Below are 15,709 nucleotides of genomic sequence, written 5' to 3'. Positions count from 1 at the left end.
CGAAGCCCCCGGAATCGGATCATTCGATTCCGGGGGCTTCGTCGTGGGCGCACGTCGTCGGCTGGACCATGGACTGTCTCCCCATCTCGCAGATACACACGGTGCAGTGGCTGGAGCGGGCATCATGCTCGCGGTCACCGCCGCAGTCGTCACCTTCATCATCTGGGGACGCAAGCGACTGCTGTGACGTAAGCGCTGTGACGTACCGGCAGGAAGAAGTCGTCAGGGCTCCGGCTCGCAGGAGCAGCCGGCCCCATCGCGCGGCCGGTTCTTACCGGTGGCGCTCAGCGGGAATAGTCCGCGAGCGTGAGGAGCAGGTGGGCCGACTCCGCGCGCACGTGGTCCGAGTGGGCTCCCGCCGGGTTGAGACGACGTCCGCGGACGTACACGTCGGAGGCGTCGACGTTCACGAAGCGATGGTCGAGTGAGGAGACCGGGTACCGCTCGTGGGGCGGCAGCAGCCGCGTCGAGAACATGGGTGCCGGGGCGGGGCCGACCCCCGAGTGTCCGATGCCGGACTGTTGCTCGGCGCGCAGATGCCAGAATCCGGTCGCCCGGTCGTGGCGGGAGTAAGTGGCCACCACCGGGCCACTCAGAGGAGCGCCGTCGTGCGCCTCGCTCGGCAGGACATAGGGAAAGAGCGAGAGGAACGCGTCGCGCCGTGCGGCCATCTGGAACAGCAGCATGCTGTCCGCGGTGAAGGGGCGGTTGGTCGGGTGGACCGTCGTGCTCCAGCCGAGAGTGTCGTCGAGCCGGGCGTCGGCTGCCCACTGCACCGCCTCGCACAGGAACCGGCAGCCGAAGGAGTGCCCGATCAGGTGGAGGAACTGGCCGTCGCGGTTAGCCAGTACGGGCGAGGCCGCGGGATCGGCGCGCTCTGCATCCAGGTAGCCCAGGAACCGGCCCAGGATCTGTGCGGCGTGTCCGTTTCCGTCGCGGGCCCCCATCGCGTGTGCCCGGTCCCGGATCCGGCGATAGCCGGCAGGGGTGACCCGGCTGGAGGACGGCCAGCGCACCACGACACACCACGGGTCGTAGCCCGCGGCCGTCAGGGCCGGGTACCGGTCCGGCGCCGCTGCGAGGTTGCCCCGCGCCAGGGTCAACAGTCGTGTGGCAGCGCGCACGGCGGAGGCGGGGGACGTCTGCCACCCATGCACGTAGACGAAGATGTCCGTCGCCCACGCGGGCGGGGCCAGGCTCTCCGCGAAGTGTGCGCGCAGCCTGTGGCTGGGCACTGGAACACCCGAGCCACCGTCGAGCAGCCAGCCGGTCTCGTCCAGGTCGAGGGTCTCGACCGCAGGGGGGTGGATCATGCCTCGCCTTCCGTTGCCCGGTCGAGACGAGCGTCCATGCCGCTGTGCAGCCCGTACGCGAAACCCAGGGGGTTGCGGTACCGGGTAGCGAAGTGCCGGGCCAGTTCGTTCGTGATGCTGCCTGCGGTTGCCCCGCCGCGCAGGTACCGGATGACGAACTCCAGGGCGTACTCGGCGGCGAACGCCTGCGGCATGGCGATCTGAGGTCCCAGCACCCCTTCCGCGCCGTGGTCGATGAGCATCCGTCCCAGGAACGCACCGTCCTCGTTCGCCCTGATGATGCCGGCATGGCAGGCATTGAGCAGTACGAGCGGCCGGAAACGGCTGTTGCGGTGAGCTGCACGCAGCTCACGGACGCTGTGCCCGTCGAAGGGGACGCCGTCCTCAAGTCTGATCACCAGCACGGGCGGTTCAGGCTCGTTGCTGAGGAACTCACCGTGGCACCAGAAGTACGTCAACTGCTCGTCCAGGCCCGCGTCCCCGAAGTCGCGCACGAGCTCGTCGTACGTCGTACGGATGGTGCACGTGGCGTTCGCGGCCAGCGCCTTGGCGACGTCGTCCGCCCGGGTCGTACGGCCCACCCGGGGGTCGTGGTTCAGACTGACGACGGGCCGGAGCAGCGGGGGACGGGGCGGCCCGAGCCAGGCATAGGCGGCTCCGGTGTGCTCAATCTGGTGCCGGTGGCCGAGGAAGCGTGCAAACAAGGCGTCCAGGTCCGCCGCGGGCTCGCGGGAGTCGCCGGAGGTGCAGAGCATGGGCCAGGGCAGGTGCAGGTCGGAATCGAACCGCACCCGAAGCCCGTCTCGGGACAGCGCAGAGCGCAGGTAGGAGCGGAAGGTCTCGGTCTGGACGTCGTCTCCGCGCAGCAGGGTGTCGAAGAGCAGGGACTCGCCGCTTCGGGCCAGATCGGTCACCGTCCGGCGCAGATGGGCCTCCGGTTCAGCGCTAAGGTCGGCGGACGATGCGTACGGGCGATGCCGGCCCCGCAGCACCCGGTCTTGTTCGTCGACTGGCTGGAAGTCGACGAACCTATCCTTCCAGCGTGCGCACAGCCGGGCCCCCGCCGCGTGGACCTCGTCAGGCCGCGCGCTCAGATCGGCCTTGTGCTCGGTCCCCTGGAGCGCCGGTACAGAGGTGCCCGACATGCGGGCCCGAATCCTCCCGCCACCGAGGACGTCGAAACTCACCCGGAGGTCGGGAGGTTCCGTCTCCAGGTGCGGCAGAAAACGGAAGCCGTCACTGGGGTCCTGGACGACACGCGTGGTCAATGTACGTGGCATCCGGTCAGGACCTCCCCTGTCCCGCCCGGGTGGGCTCGGGCTCTGTGACATCCACGTGCGCTTCCACCTGCTGCAGTACGACGCCGGTGTCGTGGTGCACGAACGTGAACCGGATCCGGTGCCGGCCGGGCTCCGCGGCCGTGAGGCTGAACTGCGCGGAACCCGCGTCCCCGGGGTCGTACGACGCCGTGGCGGGAGCGACGTCCGCCCGGCTCAGCGGCACGGCCACGATGTCCAGCAGAGGCCGGGCGTCCGGGCGTGCCCAGGGATGCGCGGACTCCGCCGCCAGCTCCACAGTCAGGCGTACCGGGGTCCCGGTACGGGGATCGTCGTCGACGAGCGTCACGTGGGCCCGAGCGCGCGCGGCCGCCGGCTCTGCGGGCGGCTCCGGGTTCCAGCTGCGGGGCGGGGCCACAGCTGCGGGGGGTCTGGAACCTGCTTCCGGCGGCCGCGCGGCACTTGCCGACGGGCCTGTACCGCGCGGCCAAGAGGCGTCAGCAACTGCGTCGGCCGAATCGCCCATCGGCCCGCTCAGACGCCGCCGTTGGGCGACGCCAGCACCGGCGGGCGGGTAGACCGCCGCGTACCTCATGTACTGCTGGGCGGCCGCTTCGGCGACTTGCGGCAGTAACTGCGCGAAGGCTTCGAAACTGGGCACGCCTTTGACGGCGGCCCGCACGGCGTCGGGGCGCAACTGCATCGTGGACGGCATGGTCGTCGCCAGCTGCTCGCTGAGCGCCTCCTCCACGGCCCAGCTCTGTTGGTCGTGGGGGTTCCACGGAACGAGGACGCTCACCCAGGGCTGATCGGTCCCGATGGCGGCGAGCCGGGCGCGCCGGGCGGGGTCCTTTAGGGCCCATCGGTCCACCAAGAGCACCTCAGGCCGGGACGGCGGCTGCTTGTAGCTCCCGTACGGTGCCTCCTCGTCGAGGGAGGAAACCGTGACCTGGTAGTTCAGCGAGCGCCCGATGTCCTCGGCGACGAAAGCCAACGGCCGTGCGGTGGACGGGTGATAGGGGTTCCAGTCGAGGGAGCTGTTGCCGTAGTAGGAGGGGTCCCGGCCCTCCGGCAAGTCGTGCAGGGTCGGCGCGACCACCGTGACGTGCAGCGGTCGGGGGCCCAGTCCCCTCCCAAAGGCGCTGGGCGCCACGCGGTAGTCGACGGGGCTCCCCGGCGCGATCTGGGTGGCATCGGCGATGCTGACGATGCGCTTGGCGAGTTCGTAGACCGCGCGCTCGTACTCCTCCGCGAAGACGCGGAGTTTGATCAGCCCGTAGAGCCCGTCCGTGACGTAGCGGTCCCCGAAGTCACGGTGATTGAACTGCAACCGCTCTGCGGGACCGGGGAGTTGGTGCGGCGGGACCGGAACCCACAGGGCTGGGACGATTGCTTCGGCAGGCTGAGCCGTGAACGCGCGGTAGTGGATGGCGCGCTGTTCGAAGGCATGCCATTCCTTTCCGCACATCTCGCTGTCGAAGTAACGCGGCGAGAACAACGGCACGAACACCCGGCAGGTGGCCAGGACTTCACCCAGCCGTTCGGACCAGCCCTCACCGGAGGGTATTTGCCGGTCCATGAACCCGGCGGCCGCGCCCGCCGGCAGGTCGGTCATCGCCATCACGTGATGGCAGAGATCGTCGTAGAGCCGCTCCACCCACATATCCGGGTCCGGTCCTCCGGTCCCGTGCTTCGGTGTGTGCGCATAGCTCAGATAGAAGTACGGCCGGTGATCGGCCGTGCGCAGCTGCGCTGTTGGTGGCACACGACCCCCGGATGTCCCTCTGCCGTTCCAGCTGAGAGCCCAGCATAGGGCGGCCACAACGACTTGGCCTCTCTCGCCCACTGACACGGCTGAACCGGAAGGTGGTCCTCGAACCCCCGTCTCCGCACGTTCCAGCGACGAACACCGCCGAAACGCCCGAGTACACCTCCACACACGCCTCGACATACAGCACGGCACTGTTTGCCCCAGTCGGTGCCGAAATACTGCACCCAGCGTCCTCTCCCCCTCGCGACTAGATCCACTGTCAGGGAAGCGGAAGCGACTGGGTTCGCTGTCAAGCGCCTGGATTCGATGACGAAGGACACAGTTCGCCGGGGGCAGACAGGGAAGATCGCGGAAAGACTGGCCAACGTGAGTGAGGACATGTCAACGTAGACCACCTTGCAAGAAACCCCAGGTCAGAGAGGTGATTGCCCGTGACCGTAGCGCCCGTGGGCTCCGGTTTCGCTACCACCGTTGAAGCCCTGCGGCTGCGTGAGTGGCAGCTTGGACCCGGCCAGCCCACGCTCGTGATGGACCAGTTCTCCGCAGAGGACTTCCACCTGATTGTGGACGACCGTGCGGACGTGCACGTCAGCTCGAAGGACGGCCGCTTTTACCTCGGTTGGTTCCCGCTCGGCCGTCCCGGCACGGACGGCGAGGGATGGAAGATCGCTGTGTCCGGCACGGCCAAGGTGCGTGGTTACCACCTGTCGTTCGACATCGAGACGCCGGCCGACATCGTCGCCGCCGCCGTGGCGCGCGTGCTGGAGACCTCACGTCGTGTAGGCCAGCCAAGCGCCCACGAGTAGTTCTCGCTCGGGCGGCCGGTCAGCTGTCGGGCCCCGCCCTTTCCACCCCTCACTGTTTCCGCTCACCCCAGGAGGCTGTTCGTGACGACCCCGGAGATGACCGTCGGTGATGTCATCGACCTGCTGTCCGCCTGCGACCGGGATGCTCCGGTCCGCCAGGCCATGAACCCCTTCTTTCCGATGGCGCACCGCCTGGCGCAGGTCGTGCAGTCCGTGGACGAGACGGGTCGGACCGTCGTCTACCTCGCCGAGGGGCGGGGCGAGGACGCGCAGCTCTGCCATCTGCCGCCCGAGGTTGCCATCGCCCTGACCTGGCAGGGCCCCGTCCAGGCACCCCCGCGCCGCCCCCGCCGCAGTGCCGGCGGCAACTAGAACCGCACCGACCCCTTGGAGGCGCCCCTGTACCCCGACTTCCCGCCCGAGCCGTCCATTCCGCCCGGCGGCCAGCCCGCGTTCTGGGTGGGCCCCCGGCATCTGGCCGGTGACGACGGGCGCCTCTACGACGGCGTTGCCGACACGCTCTCCGGTCTGGGCTGGACGAGCCTCACGATCGTCCGCGGACGTCGTGTACCGGACGAGGCACCGGAGGACCGCCAGGTCCTGCGCAGCACCGTTCTGCACATCAGCTCCGACACCCTTCGATGGGCGCAGTGGAGCCTGGCGGACGAGCCATTCCACCTGGGAGACCTGCCGATCGCCTGGCAGATCTCCGCCCGCGCGGACACCAACTGCCCGCTCGCGTCGTGGTCGTGCTACTTCACTACCGACGTCCCCGGCGAGGCGGTGGCCGACTTCCTCGTCGCGCTTGATGTCCGCGATCAGCCCGTCGTGCCGTTCGCCGGCCCCGATCTGGTCCTAGACGCCGTCGCCGCCCACGGCTGGCTCCGCGACATTGACCAGCCCAACGCGGCAGCGGCGGACCCGACGTTCACCTCGCACGTCAGCCTCGGCGAGATACCGCCCCTCATCCAGGACGCCGACCCGCGCGCCCTGACGACCGAGGCCGACGAGCCGGGACCGGCCGGTTGGCAGGCATGGGCCGAGCCCGCGCTCGGCGCCCCCTGCCTGTGGGCGGCCTCCTTTGGGGCCAGCGCCCCGCACGACCTCGTGGCAGCTTTCGCTACCTCCCTCAGCTCGACCGCACCGGTCCTGCGCCGAGTGTTGCCCGAGGCCACCCGGGAGCGACTGCTGCGGGCGCCGGCCTAGCGATCGACGGCGCCCCTCAGCGAGGCGGAAGAAGCCCGGTCCCCGAACAGGGGCCGGGCTTCTGGTATTTCCCTCCCAGGCTGGGGCGAGCCATCGAGTCGGAGGACGGCGACCGGGGCGACGAGTACAAGGTGTCGGGCCTGCCCTCACCTGTGATCGCCTCCGGCCCCTAGGCAGGGAAGTGGGGTGAAGTGGGGTCTGCTCGGTGTACTGAAGCTGATCGGGTCATGTCGGTTGATTGCCTGACAGGTAGTGACCGGGTCCGATAGATGTGTGCACATGGACGACTCCACGCCCGGTGAACCCACTCCCGCACATGGCGAGCCCGCGCCCTCCGACGAGAAGTCGAAGAGCTGGTACGCGAAGCACAAGCCGAAGATCCGCGTCATCGGCGGCGTGACTCTGGTCGTAGGTCTGGCCGTGGTCGCTTACCTCGTAAGGCAGGGCTCCGAGAGGCATGAGGTCAAGGACATCGCGGATGACGAACCGGCCCCCGACGATGAAGCTACGGAGCAGCCTCGCCAGTCCTCCCCGGCCCCTGACCGCGACCCCTTCCTTCGAAGGCTTCCTCCCGGTCAGCACGCCAGCGAAGAGGCCAAAGCGAGGTATAGGGAGTTGACGGGGAACGAGCTTCCCGACGGTTACACCGTGGTTCGCCGCTGGATGTACGGAACCGCAGCCTGACCACCACACCGATGGTGTCCGTCAAAGCGCAACAAGCCCAGCACAGCACTGCTGCCCCCGACTGTCCTGGCCGGGGACAGCAGTTGTCGGGGCCGGTCAGCTGGCTACCGTGGCCTTGGTGAGGGCCTTGTCGAGGTGGCGGTCGACGAGGGCCGGGGAGCCGGAGACGATCAGCAGCAGGCTGCCGTCGCGGATCGCGGTCTGCTTGACCACGGTGCTCTGCCCTCCGGCGGAAAACGTCAGAAGCTGGCTCCACTGCTCCTCACCGAGGCCGAGGGGCGCGGGCAGCTTCTGCGAGGCCATGTCCATCGGGGTGCCGCCCGCGACGACCTGATAGGTAGGGCATCCGGTCATGGCAGCGAAGATCCGGCCGATGCCGTCGGACAGCTGTTCGCGCTGTCGCTGTAGAGCTCCTCCGAGAGCTCGGAGGAGCTGCCGCCGTAGGTGAAGGTGGCCTTCGCCCTGTGCGGGAAGGTGAGCGTGCCGCCGGTCGCCGCGTCACCGCCCAGTTCGCTCAGAGCCGGGCAGCCGATGACGGTGACGTCATCGTGCTGGGTGAGGCGCTCCGACTTGCGCAGGTAGCTGCTGCCGAGGTCGCTCTGGTCGAGCAGGCGCGTCTCCAGCGCGGCCGACGTGAGCGGAACAGCCTGCTGGGCTGCGTCGGCCGGCGACCCGGTACGGGCGGTGGCGGCGGTGGCGTGCTTGGTGTCGGTGGAGCAGGCGGACACGGCAAGGAGGGCGGCGGCGATGCCGAGGACGGTGCTGGCGACGCGAACGCGCATGACGGAACTGACCCCTTGGTGCTGGGCGACGGGTGGTCAGTGCGGGCCCGCGGGCCCGGTGGGTCGTAGGAGTGGGGTCAGTGCCCGAGGTGGCGCAGGCATTCCTCGAACGTGGCGTGCGTCGCATCCGTCGGCCCGCGGTTCCGGTTGAACCAAGCCGTGTCGAGGCGGGTTTCCTGCTGCTGGTGGCCGACCCGGCAACGCAGCCAGATCCGGCCGCGGGTGCAGAGGATGAGCCAGTCCCGGTACGCGGCGCACTCGGAGCAGGCGACCATCTCGCCGTTGAGGACGAGCGGCTGCTTCCACGGCATCATGGTGCCGTCGACCTGGTCGTGACTGGGTATCCGCAGCTCCGGCGGAAGGAATTCGTCCACCACCGCGGTCGGCCCGATGTGTTCCTGCTCGGCCGGCGGCACCCCGATCCCGGGCGGGACCTGGTTCTGCAGCCGCGCCGACAGCTCGAAGAATCGGCGCTGTTCCTCGCTGGGCTCCTTGGCCCGGCGGCGTATTCGGTGAAACACCTTGGCGTCCTCCTGTGCCTCGTCCTGCTCGCTTCATGATCGTGCGTTACGCCCCTGGCGGTTTCAACTCACAAAGTCCACAGTCGCCTTCGGGCAGGTCATCAGGCGCTTTCCGCCTCCTGGGGCGCGGATGACGAGTGGGCACGGCGCGTGTCTCCGAGCGGATGAGTGATGTCCCTTCGGCGTGCCCGAATACGCCACGTCGCCTTCGACCGCCCAACTTCGCGTCACCTACGGGCTCGAGTCGCCGCACCTGCGACCCTGCGTTCCTCCTGCGTGTGCGCAACGCCCGTGATCACACCGCGGGCCTGAACGCCGCCGGGGTCCGCTGTGGGTCGCGAGCGGGGCGGTGGCGGTACGCCTGCTCCTGGTCGCGCGCTGAGGCTGCCTCCCGGCCAGGCAGGACTCACCGGGTCTTGCCCGATGTCTCCTCCCCGCTGCGGCGGCAGCCGGGCGCGGAAGTCTGGGAGGCCGTCCTGCGGGTTGCGGACTGGACTCCAGCGGTGCCGCTCTCGGACAGGGGCGAGGCGTCGGCGGGCAGATCGGCCGTCCGCCGCATCCGCCACACCAGCACGTCGCTCACCGACTCCGCGGTGTCGAGTTCATGGCGCCCGACCGCGGTGAACAGAAGGGCGGCAGGATCGTGGCCGGCGGCTTCGGCTTCCGCGATGGTCGCGGCCAGGGCGTACCAGCCGGGCTCGGTGAGGATCTGCTCGGCGAGTTGGGGCAGCGTTTCGCGCAGCAGCGCGGTCTGCCGCTGGAGCACCGGCCGGCTCAGACGTCGGCCTCGCTGGTAGAGCACGCCGAGCGGCTGGGCGGCGGCTTGGTAGGCGGTTCGCAGGTGCTCGGCGGCCTGGGCGGCGGCTTCTGCCTGCTGGGCATGGCCCTTTCTCGCGTGCCAGTGGGCGGCGGCGGTGATGAGGAAGAACAGCATGTCGATCGCCATCGCGGTGGTGGCACCGTCCTCACCGCGGCCGAGGGCGGGCCCTCCGTGGACGAGGTCGCGGGCGGCCTGCCGCAGCGCGCGGTCGTGCCCGCGTACGGCGCGTACGTGTGAGCGGGAGGCCCGCTCGAACGCTGTGGCGGCGTCTCGCAGTTCGCTGCGGGTGTGTGCGGCGGAGGTCTTCGCGAGCGCGTCCAGGACCTCACCGGCGGCGGTGATGTGGGCGGCGACGACCGCGTCGTCGCCATGCTCGACGATGAGCACGGCCTGCCACGCGGCCGATGCCGTCCTGCGGCGGGCGGAGGCCGGGGTGCCGGGCCCCGCACGGACCGTGTCCTCCTGCCGTGGAGTAGTCGGATCGGTCCCGGTGTCGCCGGACCAGCGCTCCCGGATGCGGGGCAGCGACAGGTCAGGGGCCAGGCGCGCGCCGGGGTAGAACACAGGCACGCCGTCCTTGTTCAGGTCGTCGGGCAGAGCGACCTTGTATCCGAGGAGGTCTCCGGAGGGCGCGGCGCGCTTACGGATCAGGAGGCCAGCGGCGGCGAGCCGGTCGAAGAACTCCTCGTCACTCCTCGCACCGGACACCGCGCGCCGTACCGTCTCGCGCAGCTCCTCGCGGGCGGTGCGCTCGCGACCCTGGCGTTCGGCCTTGTGCCGTTCGGCACTGGTGGGCCGCTGTGCGGCGGTGCCGTCGCCGGGGGCCACCTGCCGGAGCCTGAGTTCCTTCTCGATGAGACGGGCTTCGGCCTGCGCCCGTTTGCCGGATCGGTGGTGGTCGGGGCGTCGGCCGTCTTCGCGCACGAGGGTGGCAACGATGTGGATGTGGTCGTCAGCGTGCCGCACGGCGGCCCAGCGGCAGCCCGCGCCGTCGCGCGGGTCGATCCCTGTGGCGGCGACGATGCGACGCGCAATGTCCGCCCACTGGTCGTCGGTCAGGATCGGGTCGTCGGGCGCAGCACGCACCGAGCAGTGCCACACGTGCTTGTCGGGGCGTTGATCCGCGGCAAGGAGATGGAGGGGCTGGTCGAGCAGCTGCCCGAGATCCTTCTTGGTAGCTGTCGCATCGCGTCCGGGGTCAGGCGACATGCCGTCGAAGGAGGCGACGAGATGTGGATCGACGTGTTCCTCGTGGGTTCCCTTGCCGTAGAGGTAGTACAGCAGGCCCAGGGTGTGGCTGCCCTGCTTGTGGATCTGTGGAATCAAGGTGCCTCGTCTGCCTGCCGGTTGGCTACCCTGTCGGCAGCCATCCGCACCGCGTCGGCCGCTCGGCGGACGTCGGCTATCACCTGGGTTATCTGGGGAACGTCACCGCCGGAGTTGAGGATCTTGGCGGCTTGATTGAGGTTGCTGCCGGCCCAGCCGAGCTGCCGCCTCATCGCGAACAGTTCGGTGAGCACGTCGCGTTCGGTGGCGATGGCGACGGCGGTACGGGACTGGTCGCGGGCCATGGCTAGCCCGGCGTAGGCGAGGAACCCCGCCACGCTCATACCGGCGGCGTCTGCTCCGGCCTGGATGAAAGCGAGTTCGGACGGGTTGAGGCGGACGCTGTGCGCGCGACGCTGCTTCTTGTCGCGCGGACGCGCTCGCCCCCTCGCCCGCCCCTTGTGGGCGGTTTCTGGCTGCCATCCGCCCTCGGTCGCAGCCTTCCCGACTGGCGCCCCCTGGTGCCAGTCGGGCCCCGCCACCCCAGGGGCGGGGACAGGTTCGGACACTGCCCCCTCGGGGGAGTGTCCGAACCTCCATCTTGCTCGCCCTGAGATCGAGTTGGTGTCGAGAACAGGTTGCAGTGTCCCGCCGCCATTGTTGGTATTCGTCATCGGGATTCGAGCCTCATGGAGCGGGTGCGGTGCTGGAAGGTGGCGGTCTGCAAGGGCATTGGCCGGTCCCGTGAGATACGGACGGGGTCCGTTGTGGTGCTCCTGGACGAGCCACGGGCCGGTCGGCGTGAGGACGGCGGCGCGCAGAAGTCGCCAACGGAGCAGGACGTCCACCCAGGCGCCTGCCTCAGAGGGTGTGGGCTGAGATGAAGAGCAGGACTCGGAATCACGGCCAACCTCCGTAAGCGGGGCGGTGGCCAGGCGCAGGGCCGGGCCACCTGTTGCGAATAGGGGTGTTGAGCTGGCGGCTTGCCGGTCAACCGCACTCGGGGCAGCGCCCGACGTGGCTGGACAGAGCCCGGGCCATCCGCTGCTTCGTCGAGGCAGCCTGCTTTGCGCTGGCTTTTGCTGCTGGTCTGCCCTCGTGCCGGTGAGAGTGGGCGAGCAGGAAGCCGATCTCCCGCTCGTACTCTCCGCGGACGGTGTCGAACTGGTGGCAGGTTTTCATCACGGCTTCCTCGTCGTGCGGGGCAGGTGCGCGAGCGCCGGGTCTGCGTACAGCTGAGCCTGGAGCTTGCGGAAGCCCTCGTTGCTGATGCTGATGTTGTTGCGCCGAAGGTGAGGTCGTAGGACTCGGCGGGTCATACGACCCGCTTCGAGTGCGGCTTGGCGCGCGACCTCGACCTTCACTTCCCACGGGACCTCGTCGTTCTGGTCCGCCGACTTGGGCCGCGGCGCGTGTGACGTTCCGTGGCCCGTGGTCCGCGCCCCCTGCGGTCCGCCCGACGGGCCGTCCTCGTTGTGGTCTCCCGGACGGTCAGCGGGCTGGTCCGTGTAATCCGGGGCGTCGCGGTTCGCAGGGGCATTTTCGGCGGACCGGTCCGCAGACCGAGGGCGCTCGTGGACCGCACCCGCCGGATCGAGGGACGGTCCACTCGCATGGTCCGCTCGGTCGTGTTTCGCCGGCCTATGAGAGCGCCGGGCCTCTTGACCTGTGGTCTTCCTGGTCTGCCCACCGTTTTCGATGCCCTGCGGGCCAACGCCGGTCTGCTGGTCCGCGCCAGTCGTGTCGAGAGTCGCGGTCTGGTCCGGGGTGGGGTTGGTCCGGTGGCCGGTGGCTGGGGCTTCGTGGTCCGCCGGGACGGTTTCGGTGGTTTGGTCGGCGGTCCGCTGGTGGCTCCGGCCTGTCGCGTCGCTGTAGTCCACGCTCTCTGGACCGGCCTGCGATGTCGGTCCGTGTCCGCGGTCCGAGGTGTCGTCCGGGCGGTCCGCGGGTCGGGTCTGGTCCGGTGAGGGAGCGCGAGCGGCGTGTTCGTGGTCCGCGGTCCGCTTCCCGGACACCTTCTTCTCCTGGTCCGGCGCGTGCCCGGCGCCCGGGTGGTGGCGGGTGATGAGGATGTAGAGGTGGACCGCGCCGGCCAGAGCCAGAGGGGCCAGAGTGGAGAGGATTGCGACGACCGTGTCGCCGAGGCGCAGACCGGAGTGAGTGGTCTGCTGGTTGAGGCGGACCGCGTGCAGGGAGTTGGCCCAGATGCTCGCGGCGGTGGCGGTACCGAAGAGCACCCAAACGTAGAGCCGGGCACGCAGCGGGGCCTCGGAAAGGACCAGCAGTGCGCGTACGCCATAGGCGATGAAGCCGTCGATCACGAGGGGGAAGAGGTAGGTGAGGAAGCCGCGGATGTGGATGGCGACGGCCATCTGCTGCAGGGCGTCGTAGCTGAGGGCGCATCCGGCGAGGCCGAGGACCACGATGGCGAGGCGGTCCCAGAACCCGACGGGCGTGACGGCGGGGTGTGCAGCGGTGGGGGACATGCGGCCTTTCCAGGAGGGTTGGACGCCGTGGCCATCGGGGTCGCGGGACGTGTTGTGGGCTTGGTTGGTGCGGGGGCGCCCGTGCCCGGGGGTGTCTTCGTCCGCTTCTTCAGGGGCCTGGGAACGCCGTAGGTGCGGTCGCGGTCGAACACCTTGTTGGCGGCCTGGCGGAGCAGGTCGCGGGCATGCTTGTGGCTGATCTGCAGGACGGCGGCGAGCCGGTCGGGCCGCCAGCCGCGCACGTAGGCGTGGTCGATGACAACCTGTCGCTCAGGCTCGGTCAGGTGCACGTCACGTCCTTGGAAGAAGGCCGTCACGCGCCGGTAGTCGAGGCGCTGGTGCAGGCCGTCGTGCCAAGGACGGCGCTCGGCCTCGGTGAGTCCGCCCCAGATGCCCTCCTTGAGGACGTTCTCCAGGGCGAAGTCGAGACAGTCGCGGCGTACCGGACACCAGCCGCACAATTCCTTCGCCTCGGCGATGGCCTCGTGGTCCCGGGGGAGCGGGAAGAAGACTGCGTCGGCGTCCTCGACGTCCATGCCGTGGCACGCTCCATGCGCGTGCCAGCTGGTGTCCCCGATGCCGCGCAGGCCAGTGGCCGGCGCGTCGTGGGTGGTGATGTGGCGCAAGGGAGGTCTCCGATGTGCTGCCGCGTCGGCCGACGGATGTGCCGCTCGGCGGGGGCGGCGTCGGGTGCCGGATGCGGCGCGAGGGCATGCGCCGCCGGGGTGGGACGGTGGTGTTGCACCGGAAGGGATCCGCGGACCGGATGCGCCTGTCAGGCCATGGAGGGCTGCTCCGCCTCGTCGTCCCGCGGGGTCCGCCGGGCGGCGGCAAGGTCGAGGCGGCCGGGGTGCGGGGTGCCGCGCGGGGTGGCTGCGCGCACCCCGTCGTCAGGGCCGAGCCGACGGCGGCGACAGGGCTCCCCGGGCTGGGCCTTGCACCAATCGCAGCGCACGCTCAGGGCGTCAGGCTCTCCCAGAATGACGGCCATTTCGCGGGCTGCCCGGGCGGGCCGATAGGGCGCTAGGGCGACACGGGCGGCGGGCGGGATGCAGGAGTCGACCTCCCGCACCATCGCCTCCAGCCCCGGGTCGATCCCCTCGCGACCGCTGGAGATCGCACGGGCCTGTGCGGGCTGCGCGGTGCCCGCGGCGACGGCGCGGCGGGTGCCGACCAGCTCTGCGGTCCAGGCCCGTTGGTCGTCCGGATCGGCTGACGGCGTGGGGTCGCAGTGCCGGGCCAGGCGGTCGCGCCGGTAGCTGTCCCAAGGACGGGACACGTCCGCAGGTAGGATCTGGTACGGGGAGGTGCGAATGTGCTGGCGGGCGACGACACGGGCGTCCCAGCCGTGCGGCGTTGCCATCGGCACGTCACCGAGCAGCTCGTGCCACTGGGCGAGTTGGTCGCGGGCCTCGCCCTGGTCGGTGCGGATGGTGCGGGGGTCGAGCCGGCCGATGTAGGCCAGCAGGGCGGCGATTTCGCGGCGGTCCACGGTCAGCCCTCCGTTCCGGTCGGCTCGTCGAGGGCAGCCAGCAGTGCGGCAGTGTGGGCCTCGACCCGCGTCATGCCGCCCGGCGCGGCCGGCCCCTTGCCGGGCACGGCGTAGAGGTTCGGACGGCTGGGGGCGTGCTCCCGGACAACCCAGGAGCGCCAGTCGGCAGCCCAGGCATCCGCCAGCCTCGGCTTGTGGCCGGCTCGGTGGGCCCGCCACTTCGCGTCGGCAGCCCGCAGACCTTCCTCGCCGAGGCGGTCGAGGTGTCCCTGACGGCGGGTCCAGGCGTGGGTGGCAGGGTCGATCTGCCACTCGGCAGCCGTCAGGACGGCAGCACCACCACTGCTGTACCTCCGGTTCAAATCAGGTTCACTACGGTTCTGTGTGCCGGTTTCCGGTACACCGCTGTGCCGGTTTCCGGTAGGTCGAGGTGCCGCTTTCCGCCTCGACCTACCGGTTTCCGGCACTGCCGGTTTCCGGACCTTCGCGGGGGACTGCGGCACCTCACGAGGGCGGATTCCGCACCGGCGCAGGGACGAGATCCGAAGTCCTGGGGCGGTCCCGGACACCTGCTCGGCGTCCTCCTCGACCTCCGCGGTCGCTGCCATGGCCTTGGCAGCGAGGGGGAGGCGGTAGACCGTGCTGCGCTGCGGGCCGGTGAGGACGTCGAGCTGCTCCAGCTCACCGGCGTCTACCAGGCGGTCGATGGCCTCGCGCACGGTGGAGACGGAGGCGTTCGTGCGGATGGCCAGGCTGGAGAGTGAGGCCCAGGAGACGCACTGCTCGTCGGCCACTCGGTCGGCGATCGACAGCAGGACCAGGCGCGCTGTTCCCCGGCTGGAGCTGTGCTCCCACACCCACTCACGGGCGTCACTGCTCATCGGCCACCCTCGATCAGGAGATGAGAGCGGCGAGCTGCCGGAGCCCCGGTCAGGGTGGGTTCCACCAGGAGGCGGAGAGCCGCGGAGGCGGAGGTAGCTGCCGCGCAGGCCGGGCGGTCGGCCTTTTTGCGCAGGGCAGGAGGCATGCAAGAATCCCCTTTGTAGTACTGCCACGCTGACGTACCCGGTCCAATGGGATCAGCGAGGTGATGGTGGGCATCTCTGCAGTGGCCGCTGGCCGTGAAGGAGATGCCGTTGCGTGTTCGGCGTTCGGGAGTTACCGCTCCCGGACGCCGCCGCTGTATGGAGAGCGGTGCGGGGTGGGTGGCTAGGTGACGTGCTCCTCGGGGTGCTGTGCTGGACGGGGCGCCCAGGGGACGACGAACATACGCACGGACCCGCTT

General features: G+C 70.0%; 14 protein-coding genes and 2 pseudogenes. 4 read left to right on the top strand and 12 right to left on the bottom strand.

Annotation, left to right across the window (positions count from 1 at the left end; all coding sequences use genetic code 11):
* Positions 1 to 284: 284 nt before the first annotated feature.
* The 3 genes from ACIP79_RS02395 to ACIP79_RS02385 form a co-directional block, all read right to left on the bottom strand.
* Positions 285 to 1,313: a hypothetical protein gene (locus ACIP79_RS02395; RefSeq protein ID WP_401218172.1), complete on the bottom strand. Its 1,029-nt coding sequence runs from the start codon at positions 1,311 to 1,313 to the stop codon at positions 285 to 287.
* Positions 1,310 to 2,458 carry a CHAT domain-containing protein gene (locus ACIP79_RS02390; RefSeq protein WP_401218170.1) on the bottom strand — a complete coding sequence of 383 codons (1,149 nt, stop codon included), beginning with the start codon at positions 2,456 to 2,458 and terminating at the stop codon, positions 1,310 to 1,312. The genes ACIP79_RS02395 and ACIP79_RS02390 overlap by 4 nt, the downstream gene beginning before the upstream one ends.
* A gap of 139 nt (positions 2,459 to 2,597) precedes the next feature.
* Positions 2,598 to 4,355 (bottom strand): TIR-like protein FxsC, encoded by a 1,758-nt coding sequence (locus ACIP79_RS02385; protein WP_401218167.1) that lies wholly within the window; start codon positions 4,353 to 4,355, stop codon positions 2,598 to 2,600.
* A 437-nt stretch (positions 4,356 to 4,792) separates the two neighbouring features.
* Here ACIP79_RS02385 and ACIP79_RS02380 point away from each other — a divergent pair, with 437 nt between their 5' ends.
* The 4 genes from ACIP79_RS02380 (at position 4,793) to ACIP79_RS02365 (ending at position 7,057) form a co-directional block, all read left to right on the top strand.
* Positions 4,793 to 5,167, top strand: coding sequence for a DUF317 domain-containing protein (locus ACIP79_RS02380; RefSeq protein ID WP_401218164.1), 375 nt, complete (start codon positions 4,793 to 4,795; stop codon positions 5,165 to 5,167).
* Between the two features lie 81 nt (positions 5,168 to 5,248).
* Complete coding sequence (locus ACIP79_RS02375; protein ID WP_401218161.1) at positions 5,249 to 5,539, top strand: hypothetical protein; 291 nt, start codon at positions 5,249 to 5,251, stop codon at positions 5,537 to 5,539.
* 15 nt (positions 5,540 to 5,554) lie between these two features.
* Positions 5,555 to 6,373: a DUF317 domain-containing protein gene (locus ACIP79_RS02370; protein ID WP_401218158.1), complete on the top strand. Its 819-nt coding sequence runs from the start codon at positions 5,555 to 5,557 to the stop codon at positions 6,371 to 6,373.
* Positions 6,374 to 6,652: 279 nt separating this feature from the next.
* A complete protein-coding gene (locus tag ACIP79_RS02365; RefSeq protein ID WP_401218156.1) occupies positions 6,653 to 7,057 on the top strand; it encodes a hypothetical protein in 405 nt (134 codons plus the stop codon).
* Positions 7,058 to 7,153: 96 nt separating this feature from the next.
* Here ACIP79_RS02365 and ACIP79_RS02360 read toward each other — a convergent pair.
* The 9 genes and pseudogenes from ACIP79_RS02360 to ACIP79_RS02320 all read right to left on the bottom strand — a co-directional run bounded on the left by ACIP79_RS02360 (position 7,154) and on the right by ACIP79_RS02320 (position 15,305).
* Positions 7,154 to 7,839, bottom strand: a pseudogene (locus tag ACIP79_RS02360) (hypothetical protein).
* 77 nt (positions 7,840 to 7,916) lie between these two features.
* Entirely contained in the window at positions 7,917 to 8,360 is a 444-nt protein-coding gene (locus ACIP79_RS02355; RefSeq protein ID WP_401218153.1) for a hypothetical protein, read from the bottom strand.
* A 406-nt stretch (positions 8,361 to 8,766) separates the two neighbouring features.
* Positions 8,767 to 10,506 carry a relaxase/mobilization nuclease domain-containing protein gene (locus ACIP79_RS02350; protein WP_401218150.1) on the bottom strand — a complete coding sequence of 580 codons (1,740 nt, stop codon included), beginning with the start codon at positions 10,504 to 10,506 and terminating at the stop codon, positions 8,767 to 8,769.
* Positions 10,503 to 11,120, bottom strand: a complete 618-nt coding sequence (locus ACIP79_RS02345; protein WP_401218147.1) for a plasmid mobilization protein — start codon at positions 11,118 to 11,120, stop codon at positions 10,503 to 10,505. The genes ACIP79_RS02350 and ACIP79_RS02345 overlap by 4 nt, the downstream gene beginning before the upstream one ends.
* Positions 11,121 to 11,436: 316 nt before the next feature.
* Positions 11,437 to 11,628, bottom strand: a complete 192-nt coding sequence (locus ACIP79_RS02340; RefSeq protein ID WP_401218145.1) for a hypothetical protein — start codon at positions 11,626 to 11,628, stop codon at positions 11,437 to 11,439.
* Positions 11,628 to 12,932, bottom strand: coding sequence for a DUF2637 domain-containing protein (locus ACIP79_RS02335; protein WP_401218142.1), 1,305 nt, complete (start codon positions 12,930 to 12,932; stop codon positions 11,628 to 11,630). The genes ACIP79_RS02340 and ACIP79_RS02335 overlap by 1 nt, the downstream gene beginning before the upstream one ends.
* Positions 12,932 to 13,558 (bottom strand): annotated as a pseudogene (locus ACIP79_RS02330) (WhiB family transcriptional regulator); the annotation flags it as partial. The gene ACIP79_RS02335 and the pseudogene ACIP79_RS02330, both read right to left, overlap by 1 nt.
* Before the next feature lie 149 nt (positions 13,559 to 13,707).
* Positions 13,708 to 14,424, bottom strand: coding sequence for a hypothetical protein (locus ACIP79_RS02325; protein WP_401218139.1), 717 nt, complete (start codon positions 14,422 to 14,424; stop codon positions 13,708 to 13,710).
* 2 nt (positions 14,425 to 14,426) lie between these two features.
* On the bottom strand, positions 14,427 to 15,305 hold the full coding sequence (locus ACIP79_RS02320) for a helix-turn-helix domain-containing protein (protein WP_401218136.1): 879 nt from the start codon (positions 15,303 to 15,305) through the stop codon (positions 14,427 to 14,429).
* Positions 15,306 to 15,709 lie beyond the last annotated feature (404 nt).

The sequence above is a fragment of the Streptomyces sp. NPDC088747 genome, from assembly GCF_044751025.1.
In the GTDB taxonomy this organism is placed as follows: Bacteria; Actinomycetota; Actinomycetes; order Streptomycetales; family Streptomycetaceae; genus Streptomyces.
The sequence above is the reverse complement of the archived record's forward strand: the minus strand, read 5'-3'. Positions and strand labels throughout refer to the sequence as shown.

Bases quoted from the DNA above. Each gene is read 5' to 3' on its own strand.
- ACIP79_RS02395 (WP_401218172.1), bottom strand. From the start codon at position 1,313: ATGATCCACCCCCCTGCGGTCGAGACCCTCGACCTGGACGAGACCGGC.
- ACIP79_RS02390 (WP_401218170.1), bottom strand. From the start codon at position 2,458: ATGTCGGGCACCTCTGTACCGGCGCTCCAGGGGACCGAGCACAAGGCC.
- ACIP79_RS02365 (WP_401218156.1), top strand. From the start codon at position 6,653: ATGGACGACTCCACGCCCGGTGAACCCACTCCCGCACATGGCGAGCCC.
- ACIP79_RS02345 (WP_401218147.1), bottom strand. From the start codon at position 11,120: ATGACGAATACCAACAATGGCGGCGGGACACTGCAACCTGTTCTCGAC.
- ACIP79_RS02340 (WP_401218145.1), bottom strand. From the start codon at position 11,628: ATGAAAACCTGCCACCAGTTCGACACCGTCCGCGGAGAGTACGAGCGG.
- ACIP79_RS02335 (WP_401218142.1), bottom strand. From the start codon at position 12,932: ATGTCCCCCACCGCTGCACACCCCGCCGTCACGCCCGTCGGGTTCTGG.
- ACIP79_RS02320 (WP_401218136.1), bottom strand. From the start codon at position 15,305: ATGAGCAGTGACGCCCGTGAGTGGGTGTGGGAGCACAGCTCCAGCCGG.